The sequence below is a fragment of the Pedobacter borealis DSM 19626 genome, from assembly GCF_000708285.2.
Classification (GTDB): domain Bacteria; phylum Bacteroidota; class Bacteroidia; order Sphingobacteriales; family Sphingobacteriaceae; genus Pedobacter; species Pedobacter borealis.
Window position 1 is genome coordinate 37829 of the sequence record NZ_JAUG01000025.1, and the last position, 12909, is coordinate 50737.

Sequence of the window (12909 nt, forward strand, 5' to 3'; positions counted from 1 at the left end):
ACATTTTACTGAATAGCGGCATTAGCACATAGTAAGTCTCTAAAATAACGCCTGACATGATGAAAACCCATACTTTCTCGTCCCGGATAGGGATAATCCGCAATACTTGTGTTGCAATCATCATTCTATTAACGCTATTAACGCTCTTCTCCGCTAAATCGTATTCGCAAACTAAAATTTATGCAAATACTGTAAGTAATTTAAGCCCCAATGGGATGTCTTCTTTGGTGGGGTGTGGTGGTTTAAACCTTAGTCCCTGCTATAATACGCCTACTGTAGACAATGCCGGAAATGCAATTTTGCAAGATAATACGTTTGCAACTGTAAAATCGTCAAGTGGTTTAGCGCTTAATATTGGAGCTTACACAGGAGAGCTGGAAATTAAATTTCCTGGAAATGTTCCGGCAGGAACAACTTCTTATGTGAGAATTAATTTTGATGCAGATGTGCTAAATGCTTTATTAGGCGGAAATCTTGGAGGATTACTGGCTGATGTATTAGGAGGTGTTGCATTGGGTAATCACGCTTTCGAAGTTGGTGCCCGCAATTCGAGTGGCACAACTGTGCTTAGCGGATCAAGTACCAGTGCTTTTCCAAATCAAAATTTAAGATTAGTTAAAGATGCCAATGGCTTTTTTTACGTTGCAATAACACCAACAGCAACTTATGACAGGGTTTATGTAAAAGATATAACAAGTGCTTTAGTAGGACTTAATACAACACAACATACAGATGTTTACTATGCCTTTTACGGTAGTGGAATTGATCCTTGTGCCCAGGCATTTACTACAGGGTATGAAGGAACCGGTATTACGCTCGATGCCTTGCAATTGGGCAGTTCGGGTGTAACCAATAGTGAAAGGGCAATTGATTCGGACCCAAATAATTTTTCTCAACTTAGTTTAGGTATACTTAGCGCGGGTTCATCCATTAGCCAAAATTTTTATTTTGCAACACCATCAAATCCAGGTGATGATATTAACCTGAGATTTGGTACTACCTCTGCGTTGCTAACAGCAGGAGTTTTACAAAATATTTCGATAACGGCATATAATGGCGGTACCCTGGTATATACCGGATCAGTACCAACAACCTTAAATTTAGATTTATTAGGGCTATTAAATAGCGGACAGCCGGTATCGATACCTTTTTCTCCAGGTGCAAATGTAGTATACGACAGGGTGAAGGTAACACTAGGTTCGGCGGCGACTTTAAATCTTACACAAACGCTTAATGTTTATGGGGTAATCCGTTCTGCGGGTAGGCCAACACCAACAAGCACTGCAATTTCTTCATGTTATAATAGTACAGTTGCTTTAAATGCGACTACGCCAAATACCAACGAATTGCTATGGTATGAGGCTATAGAAGGTGGAGTACCAGTAGACACCGTTGCCTTTAATGGTACTTTTACTACACCTCCATTAACCGCTACTAAAACTTATTACGTTGCTGCCAGAAGAGTAGGCTGTACGGCCGAATCAACAAGGATTCCTGTTGTAATTACAGTAAACCCACAAATTATTTTTAATGGGGCAACATTAACTAACGCAACACCAGGCTTTGCTTATGCTAAACAATTAGATGCAGCTACTGGCGGTACAGCGGGTTATACTTATGCTTTGGCTGCTGGTAGTGCGTTACCGGCTGGTTTAACCTTATCGCAAACTGGTGCCATTACGGGAACACCAACTGTAACAGGTAATTCAACTTTCGATGTTGTGGCCACAGACAGTAAAGGCTGTAAAGCAACTGCAACTTATAATTTAACTGTTACGGCAGCATTGGTACTTACTCCAGGTGCGTTGCCTGATGGCGTAACAGGAACAGTTTATCCAACGCAGACTATTCCAGCTGCAATCGGTGGAACAGGACCATATACTTATAGTGCAACGGGTGTGCCTCCAGGGTTGACGTTTAATCCGACAACAAGAGAAATCACCGGAACACCAACTCAACCTGGAATATATACGATACCAGTTACAGTTGTTGATGCGAACGGTAATACCATTACTTCAAATTATACTGTAAAAATTACTGATCCATTGTTATTACCTACAGCCACCTTAGCTAACGGCACAACTGGTACAGCTTATACTACGCAGATTATTCCAAGTGCAACTGGTGGAACAACACCTTACACGTATTCGGCAACAGGTCTTCCTCCTGGTTTAACTTTTAATCCGTCAACCAGGGCCATTACTGGTACACCAACAACACCAGGAACTTATACCGTACCCGTTACGGTAACCGATGCTGATGGAAAAACGGCAACTACAAATTATAGCATTACTGTAAATAGTCTATTGGTATTGCCAGCGGCAACCTTGCCGGATGGAACAGAAAATGTAGCTTATGCTACCCAGGTTCTGCCAGCTGCAACAGGTGGTGTTGGTCCTTATACTTATGTAGCTACTGATCTTCCTGCAGGATTAACATTTAATCCAACAACAAGAGAAGTTTCGGGAACACCTACTCAGGCCGGAAATTATTCGATCGGTGTAACTGCAACAGATAGTGAAGGCAGAACCGCAAGTAATACTTATGCACTTAAAGTAATTGGTGTTTTATCATTACCAGGTGCAACACTACCAAACGGTATTGTGGATACACCTTACCCAACACAAACCTTACCAGCGGTAACAGGCGGAACAGCTCCATATACTTATTTAGCAACAAACCTTCCTCCGGGGTTAAGTTTTAATACTGCAACAAGAGAAATTACGGGAACACCAACTTTAGGCGGAACTTTTACCATCTCTTTAACTGCAACAGATGCAAACGGAAACAAAGCAACAACAGCTTATAGCTTAACTGTAACGGTTGATGCGCCGGTGGTTGCTGCAGCTACAGTTTGTGCTGGAAGCTCAGCTACATTAAGCGTTAGCAATTTGCAAGCTGGTGTAACGTATAACTGGTATGCTTCTACCGGAAGTACACCACTAGTTACCAATAATACAGGCGTTTTTGTAACACCTGCGGTAACTGCTCCAACAGTATTTTATGTTGAGGCGGTATCTGGAACTGCAGTAAGCTCGAGAACTGCAGTTAATGTTTCGGTTAACCCACCAGCAACTACTGCAACGGTAACCACAAACAGCCAGGTAATTAACGCCGGACAGTCTACTACTTTATTAGCAACAGCTGATGCAGGAAATACCATTCAATGGTACGATGCTGTTACAGGTGGAACACAGGTGGGTGCAGGTACTTCATTTACTACGCCAGCATTATCGGCGACTACTACTTATTATGTAGAAACTACAAATGCCAGCGGATGTAAAAGTGCAAGCCGGGTACCAGTAACCGTTACCGTGTTAAATAACGGTGGTGGTACTGCATGTAACGCTGCCAATTCGCAAAACTCTGGTATAAACGGAATTTGTTTATTGTGCGGTATAACCAGCGCAGGAAATTCTACTGATGCTGATCCTTCTAACTTTACCAGGATATCTCTTGCAGCAGGTGCAGGTGGCTCAGGTTACCAACAATTAATTTTCCCTAACGTTGGAACAGCTACGGATAGTCTTCGTTTAGACTTAGCTTTGCCAACTGGTTTAACTGATGTTGGTCTTTTAAACAACGTAACCGTAACCGTATTAAATGGTACTACAGTTGTAAGAACAGTACAATTAAACGGCGGACTATTAAATCTCCAGTTGTTATCAGGTAACCGCTTCGCTGCAACTATATTAGCAGGTGGTGCTTACGATAGGGTACAGGTTAGTTTCGGTGCATTAGTTACAGCTTTAACCAGTTTAGATGTTTATGGTGCAACCGTAATTTATCCTAACCCAACAGTAACAGCGGGTGCACAAACCATCTGTGCCGGAAGTACAGCAACTTTAACTGCAACAGCGAACGGTGGTACAACATTAGCTTGGTACGATGCCGCAACCGGTGGTACACAATTAGGTACTGGCGAAACATTTACTACACCAGCTTTAACCGTTACTACAACTTATTATATTCAAGTAAGCAAAGGCGGTTGTCCGAACGTAACAAGAGTTCCGGTAATTGTAACCGTTACACCAGCATTACCAACACCAGTATTAGCCACAATTGCTAATGTTTGTGAAGGATCATCAGCAACCTTATCGGTTGCTAATCCAGATGCTGCTGTAACTTATAAATGGTACGATGCTGCAGTAGGTGGAAACTTAGTATTCACTGGTGCGGTATTTCCAACACCAGCATTAACAGCAGCTACTACTTATTATGTAGAAGCATCTCAAGGAAACTGTACAAGCACTACACGAGCAGCAGCAGCAGTATCGGTAAATCCTCGTCCGGCTTTACCAGTAGTCACTGCAAGTTCATCAACAGTGAGCGCAGGACAAACTGCAATTTTAACAGCTAGTTCAGCAGATCCAACCAATACTTTCAATTGGTATACTTCTAACACTTCAACTACACCAGTTTATGTAGGAGCTACTTATGTTACTCCTCCATTATTGGCAACTACAACTTATTATATAGAATCAGTTTCTACCAATGGTTGTACTTCTGCAAGCCGTGTACAGGTTACCATCACAGTTGATGGAAATGGATCTCCAAACCCAGTACCATGCGAGGCAGCAACAACACAAGTTGATGGTGTTACAGGTGTAGCTTTATTATCAGGTGTGTTTAACCCAACATTAGCTATTGATAACGATACCCAAACCGCATCTTCATTGATAATGCCGGTAGGAGCGCTTGGTGCATCAGTTTATCAAAGAGTTGGTTTTGGATCATTATCTAAAGTAGGCGATACGGTACGTGTTTTAGTATCATCTCCAGGAAAACTATTATCACTTTCGTTATTAGGAAACGCTTCCGTTACTACTTATGTTGGGACCAACAGTAATGGTGATTCTAAATTGTTAAATGATAACTCAATCAATATTCAGTTGTTAAGCGGTAATACCCAGGCCTTAATCACTTTTGTTCCAACGAATGTTTTCGACGGAGTAGAAGTTAGATTAAACTCTGGTTTATTAGGTGCTTTAACATCAATCAATTTAAATTACGCACAACATATTTTGGTTGCACCAACTGTAGCATCAGCAAATGTTACGGCTTGTGTGGGCCAAACCGCTCAGCTTGAGGTAAGCAACCCATCAGCAAGTTTAACTTACAGATGGTACGATGCCACAGGCACTTACTTAACTGGTAAAGATGGTATCATATTTACTACCCCAGTTTTAACAGGCGATACTAAATTCTACGTTGCCGCAGTTTCTGCAACTGGTTGTGTAAGCTATAAAACCGTAGTTAATGTAACTACAAACCCAGCACCGGTAACACCAGATCTATTATCAGCATCTGTTAATACTTGTCCGAATACAGCTGTTACTTTCCAGGTTAAAAATCCAATTGTAGGTACAACTTATAACTGGTACGATGCTGCGGTAGGTGGAAACTTAGTATTCACTGGCGATAACTTTACAACACCTTTAATTACTGCAAATACCAGTTATTTTGTAGCAGCAGTTAATGGTTGCGGTGCTTCATCAACCAGAACAGAGGGCAAAATTATATTAGGAACCATTGATGTTCCGGTAATTACACCACCATTAGTAACCATCAGTGAAGGTTCTGTTGCCGTATTAAAAGCAATTTCGAGCACAGCAGGTGCAACCATTAACTGGTACACCACCGTAAACGGACTAATTCCGGTACATACGGGTGATACTTATGTAACGCCACAATTACCCGCAACTACTACTTATTATGTAGAAGCTACTATTCCTGGCGGCTGTACTGCAACAAGCAGGGCAACTGTAACCGTTACTGTAATTCCTAACGGTACACCTATAACCACACCTTGTGGAGCGGCTACAACAACAGTTGCAAGCGGTGTAACGGGAGTAGCTGTATTGGCTGGTGTTTTCAACCCAACTTTTGCGGTTGATAACGATATCAACACAGGATCTAGTTTGGTTATACCAGTGGGATTGCTAGGTGCATCTGTTTATCACCAGGTTGGCTTTACAGGATTATCAAACGTAGGTGATACTTTAAGAATGAAAATTACCACTCCGGGTGCATTGCTTTCGGTAGGGGTGTTAAACAACTTAACGGTAACTACTTTCCAGGGCACAACCAGCAATAACGATGCTGTTTCTATATCTAACCCATTAATCAGCTTAAAATTATTACCAGGTGGTACGTCTGCTATATTAACCTTCGTTCCAACAAGTAAATTTGATGGAGCAGAATTGAGATTAAGCTCAGGTCTTTTAGGCGCATTAACATCTGTTAATTTAGATTATGCACAGCGTGTAATCACCACACCAACAGTTACCGCAGCTACAGCAAGTGCTTGTCAAGGATCATCTGCAACCTTAGGTGTTCAGAATCCGCAAGCTGGTGTAGTATACAAATGGTACTTAGGCACCACCTATCAAGCAGGAAAAGATGGAGCAACTTTCACAACAGACCCAGCTTTAACTCTTGGTACTTATACCTATTCAGTAACGGCAACAGCTAATGGTTGCGAGACTTTAGGAACCAAAGTAGTGGTAACTATTTTAGCTCCACCAGTAGCACCGATTCCATCAACTACCAACCCAGCTACAACTTGTATCGGCTCACCTGCTACCTTAAGTGTACAGGCTGTTGCAGGTATTACTTATAACTGGTACGATGCTGCTACAGGTGGCAACATGTTGGTAACCAACAACAGTAGCTTTATTACATCTGCATCACTTGCAGCAGGAACATACGATTATTATGTTGAAGCGGTAAGTGGAACAGGTTGTTCAAACTCAACACGTACCAAGGTTTCTATTATTGTTAATCCATCAGCAGTTGCTGCCGATGTAACGATAACTGGAACAACATCATTATGTGCTTCTGGTACAGCGGTGCTTACTGCAGCCAGTACAACAGTAACCAGTCCGGTATTTACCTGGTATACTGATGCTGCTTTAACACAGGTTGCTTTTGTTGGTGCAGTATTTAATACACCAGCCATTACCGCAACTACTAAATACTATGTTACCGTTAGCGGAACAAATAAATGTGCAAACACAGCAGGTAATGCAAAAGAGGTTATGGTAACGGTAAATCCTGTTGCTACCGCTGCAGCTATTAACTTAGCTGGAACAAGTACCGTTTGCGGAAGCTCTTCAGTTACTTTAAATGCAACAAGTACAACAGTAACCAACCCAGTATTTACCTGGTACAGTGATGCGGCTTTAACTACTGTAGCGTTTACAGGAGCTAACTTTATTACTCCTGCACTTAATGCAACCACCACATATTATGTAACGGTTAAAGGCGATAATAAATGTGAGAATACAGCAGCTACTGCAAAATCGATTACCATTACGGTTAATCCTTCGGCTACTGATTCAGACATTGCCATTAACGGAATTGCATCAATCTGTAAAGGATCTACAGCGGCACTGTCTGCTTCAACAATAACAGTAATTAACCCAGTATTTACCTGGTACAGCAATGCAGCTTTAACTACAGTGGCCCATGTAGGTGCCAGCTTTACTACACCTGCGCTTAATGCAACCACCACTTACTATGTAACTGTTAAAGGCGATAATAAATGTGAGAATTTAGCTGCAAATGCTAAGGTTGTTACCGTAACAGTTAAAGAGTTTGCAACTTCTGCAGATATTGCGGTAAGCAATGCTCAAATCTGTTCGGGTTCTACCGTAATGTTAATGGCTTCGAGTACTACGGTTACCCAACCGGTATTTACCTGGTATAGTGATGCATCATTAACAAGCGTTGTATTTACAGGTCCAACTTTCACAGTAACTGGTTTAACTGCCACTACTACTTATTATGTAACTGTTAAAGGTGCCAATAGATGTGAAAACAGTGCCGCAGATGCCAAAGTGGTAACAATAACCGTTAATCCTTTGGCAACTACTACCGATATTATTCTTAGCGGAAGCACAGCGGCTTGCGCAGGATCATCGGCCGCATTAACTGCAACATCTGCAACAGTAACCAATCCGGTATTTACCTGGTATAGCGATGCTGCTTTAACCAATGTAAGTTTCATTGGAGCAACATATACTACTCCAGCTTTAAATAGCACCACCACTTATTATGTAACGGTTAAAGGCGATAATAAATGTGAAAATACTGCAGCAACAGCAAGGGCAGTAGCCATTACCGTAAATGCATTACCAAACAACCCAGTGGTATCTGTTCCAAATGGAGGCATATGTGCAGGTGATGGAGCCACCCTAACAGTAACGAATACACAGGCAGGTGTTACTTACGAATGGTACACTGCAGCGGTTGGTGGTAATTTATTATTCACTGGCACAATATTCAATGTAACAGCCTTAGCTGCAACAACAGATTACTATATTTTAGCAATCGGAACTGGAGGTTGTAACAACAATGGTGGCCGTGTTATAGTAACGGTTACTGTTAACGCAAAACCAACAGTGCCAACGGTAGCTTCAACATCGGTTAATGTTTGTACCGGAAGCCCAGCTGTATTAACGGTAACAAGTCCTCAAACAGGTGTAACATACAATTGGTACACTGTAGCTGTGGGCGGAACATTGGCTGGAACAGGCGTAAACTTTACCACTCCTGCGGTTAATGCAAACATCACATACTATGTTGAAGGTGCAAATGGAACTTGTATCTCATCATCTAGAACTCCGGTAAATGTAATTGCACTACCAGTACCAGTTGCACCAGCATCGGTAACAGCAGCAAATGGAAGACTTTGCGCAGGTAGTTCAACCATATTAACGGTTAATAACCCGGTAACGGGATTAGTTTACAGATGGTATGCTGCAAGCTCTGGCGGTCCTGTACTGGCAGAAGGTATAACCTTTACTACACCAAACTTAACTGCTACCACAATCTACTACGTAGAGGCAATAGCTGTGGGTGGTTGTGCTAGTCCAACAAGAACAGGCGTTACGGTTAATGTACTGCCGGTATTAGAAAAACCAGTAGTAGTGGTGCAAAGTACAACACCAAACAGTGTAACCTTTGCATGGGCTGTGGTTGCTGGCGCTACGGCTTACGAAGTTTCTCAAGATAATGGCTTAACATGGGTAAACCCAACAAGCGGATCAACTGGAACAACTTATTTAGTAGCAGGCTTGAAACCAGATCAAAGTGTAACCATTATTGTACGGGCCAGAGGTCAGCTTGAGTGCCAAACCAGCGCAAATTCTACTCCGGTAACTGGTAAAGCAGCTAATCCTTTTGGAGATCAGGTTTACATACCAAATGCATTTACACCGAATAACGACGGTAAAAACGATACCTTCTTAATCTATGGTAATACCATATCAAGTGCCAAAATGAGTATTTTCACACAATGGGGTCAATTGATATTCCAATCAGATAATGTAGCAAATGGATGGGATGGAACTTTTAAAGGAGTAAATCAACCGATCGGAGTGTATGCGTACATGGTTGATATTACATTCACCAATGGAACAACATCATTGAGAAAAGGCACAGTAACGCTGATTAGATAAGAAGAGGATTAATTATAAACAGATAAAATCAAAGGCCATGAAAATACTATCGGCTTTAAAAATATATGTTGCAGTGCTGGGATTGCTGCTGTGCACAGCTAAGTCCTTTGCACAAACTGATCCGCATTTTTCACAATATTATGCAAACCCGTTATATCTTAACCCGGCCTTAACCGGGGTAATAGACGGCGATTACCGTGCAACTGTAAACTTTAAACAACAATGGAGTGCATTAAACAGTTCTTTCTTAACAGGCGGTGCATCGTTCGATATGGCGCCAAAAAAGAACTTTGCATTTGGTGCAAGCATTTTAAACCAAAGGGCAGGAGAGTTAGATTTTAACTACCTGTCTGCCCTGGTATCAGGTTCGTACCGTTTAAGGTTTGGTGCCGAAGGTTTACAGATGGTGAGCTTTGGATTACAAGCTGGTGTAATTAACCGCAGTTTCGATTTCTCTCAGGCGAGGTTTGGTAACCAGTTTAATCCAATTTCAGGTTATGATGGTGGTATGATGAGCGGCGAAACACTTTCATCTCAATCTTCTTTGGCTCCTGATGTAAATGCAGGTATCATGTATTTTGATGGTAACCCCAACAAAAGTGTAAACGTTTTCTTAGGAGCAAGTGCAGCACACTTAACGCGCCCTAAGGATCGTTTCTCTGGTTCAAATTCACGTATCCCTGTTCGTTTTACTGCGCACGGCGGTGCGCGGATCAAGGCTTCAGCGTTATTGGATATTGTACCCAATGCATTGCTTATGTATCAGGGTAATACAAATGAGGTATCTTTAGGTGCTTATGCTCAGCTTAACGTTAATCCATCAGCAAACATTTTGTTTGGTGGTAACTACCGTAATAAAGATGCTGCAATTGCCTTTGTTGGCCTACAGTTAAAGAATATGGTTTTCGGCTTAAGTTACGATATTAGTACCTCTACTTTCAACCGCGCTGCTAACAGTAACGGTGGTTTAGAGCTTTCGATATCATTAATTGGCCGTAACGGCCTTATTGGTCCAAACTTCTTTTGTCCACGTTTATAATTAATCAAATGAAAAAAATATTACTCTTTTTGTTAGTGGCATTTGGCGGTTTTGCAAATGCACAGTATGTGGTGAATTATAAAAAGGTTGCAGATACTTATTTCGAAAATAAGGATTACTACGCAGCATCTACTTTTTATAAAAAAGCCTTAAAAATTACTGGAGACAGCAGTCAGGTCATTTTGCCATATGGTAAGGAAAGAAAATCAGCAACTGATGATAAAGTGATAGAAGATTATGAAGGATCGATCTATAACCTTGCCGAATCTAGCCGGCTATACAGAGAATTTAATGAGGCAGAGAAGTATTACGGAGTAGCGATCACCTTTACCAATACACGTTTTAGAAAGGCGCTATTTTATTATGCAGAAAGCTTAAGGGCAAATAAAAAATTTAACCTGGCTATTGATGCCTTTCAGCAGTTTATCCAAAAAAATCCTGGTGATGTTTTGGTAAAAGATGCCCAAAAGGAAATCGAATCTTGCAAATTTGCGATCGAAGAAATGCGTTTCCCACGTATGGTTCAAATCAAAAAAATGCCAGCTAACGTAAATGGTTTAGGCTCTAATTATGCTCTTGTTAAAATCAACAACGAGTTGTATTTTACTTCATCCCGTCCGGTTGCTGTAGGTAGTAAAAAAGACATGGTTAAAACAGGTGCTGGAGAAGTTCAGGTATCAACTAAAAGCAATCCATTCCTAAATAATATTTATACAGCTAAGGACGAATTAACTTCGGCTGATATTGCGGTGAGAAAAATCGATATCAGTTTCCCTAAAAACATGGAAGTTGCTGCTGCTACTTTTACTCCTGATGGAAATACAGTGTACTTTACAGCCTGGAAGGATAAAGAAAAATATGCCATTTATTCTTCCAAAAAAACAGGTGATAAATGGGCAGACCCACTACCGGTTGGCTTACAGGTAAATAGTAAAGATTTTAATTCAACTCAACCATTTGTAACCAGCGATGGTAAATTCCTGCTTTTCTCATCTGATAGAAGCGGTGGTTATGGTAAGTACGATCTTTGGTATTGCACTGTTCGCGAAGATGGATCTTTAGGTCAGGCCGTAAACTTTGGCCCAACCATTAATACAGAAGATGATGAACGCGCACCATACTACAACCCATTAACCAAAAAGTTATTGTTCAGTACCGATGGTAGAATAGGTCTTGGTGGTCTCGATTTCTTTGAATCAGAAGGTGATCTTGTAGATTGGACCAAGCCAAAAAATGCTGGTTATCCGTTTAACTCTTCAAAAGATGATCTTTACTTTACCGCAACTGATGCTAAAGGAACAAAAGGTTATATTAGTTCTGATCGCGAATCATCTTGCTGTTTAGAGGTATTTGAAGTGAAAAAAGAATACTTCTCAATTGCAGGTATTTTAACCGATTGTAAAACTAAATTGCCTTTAGCAGGGGCAAATGTAACGCTTACCAATGCAGAAGGTGCTCAGAAAATTACGACAGGCACTGATGGTGTATACAAATTTAAAGTAGATTCGAAAAGACCAATCAAATTGCTTTTTGCGAAAGATAATTACTTTGCGGTAACCAAAAACTATACTTACGAAGAATTGGCAAAAGCAGATACCTTAATTTATAAAGATTACTGTTTAAGCCCTTTCAGAATAGGTATCCCAATGGCATTGGATAATGTTTATTACGAATTTAACAGTGCCGAACTTACCGAGCCTTCTAAAAAAGTGTTAGACTTCCTGATCCCAATTATGGAAGATAACCCTGAAATGGAAATCGAGTTGGGTTCTCATACGGATAATATTGGAACTGATGAGTACAACTTAGATCTATCGAACAGAAGAGCAAAATCTTGTACAGACTATTTAGAAAGTAAAGGAATTGCCGCTGCCAGAATGACTTCTAAAGGTTATGGAGAATCAATGCCGATTGCACCCAACGAAATCGTAGTGAAACGCAAGAAAAAAGATAATCCTGCAGGAAGAGCAAAAAACAGAAGAACAGAATTTAAAGTAACCAAAAAATAAAATACAATTAAGATCCCGGTAAGCCATCTTCCTAAAAAGAAGATGGCTTTTTCGGTGCGCCGGGCATGGCAATCGACTATAGGGTTAAAGTCCCGAACACGCCTTGCAGTAGGAAGTGTTAGCTTAAGACAAGGGTGTCGTGGGTGACTGCGAATCTGAAGGAAGTCGGCGGCAAATATGGGGGCTTACGAACAGAAACTGTATATGAGGCGGATTCAGTCCGGGTGATGTTGCCTAACAAACAGAAGCCCGATACTGCACGGGGACTATTACGTAAATACAGAGGCCACATCCATAGGAAGTAGATTGTCTTACCCCGGGAGATCTGAATGAGTTCTGTCAAGTGTAAGCGCGATTACAGGAGAGGAAACATTTAGCGGGGACGTTCAATGGCTCA

The 12909-nt window shown here is 41.2% G+C and carries 3 protein-coding genes; all 3 read left to right on the plus strand.

What is annotated here, in order from left to right; all coding sequences use genetic code 11:
• Positions 1 to 59 precede the first annotated feature (59 nt).
• From AW17_RS09550 to AW17_RS09560, 3 genes are read left to right on the plus strand one after another with little or no spacing between them, the layout of a single operon-like run.
• Positions 60 to 9464 (plus strand): gliding motility-associated C-terminal domain-containing protein, encoded by a 9405-nt coding sequence (locus AW17_RS09550; protein WP_167343658.1) that lies wholly within the window; start codon positions 60 to 62, stop codon positions 9462 to 9464.
• Positions 9465 to 9501: 37 nt separating this feature from the next.
• Positions 9502 to 10503: a PorP/SprF family type IX secretion system membrane protein gene (locus tag AW17_RS09555; protein WP_029275912.1), complete on the plus strand. Its 1002-nt coding sequence runs from the start codon at positions 9502 to 9504 to the stop codon at positions 10501 to 10503.
• A gap of 8 nt (positions 10504 to 10511) precedes the next feature.
• A complete protein-coding gene (locus AW17_RS09560) occupies positions 10512 to 12512 on the plus strand; it encodes an OmpA family protein (RefSeq protein WP_029275913.1) in 2001 nt (666 codons plus the stop codon).
• Positions 12513 to 12909 lie beyond the last annotated feature (397 nt).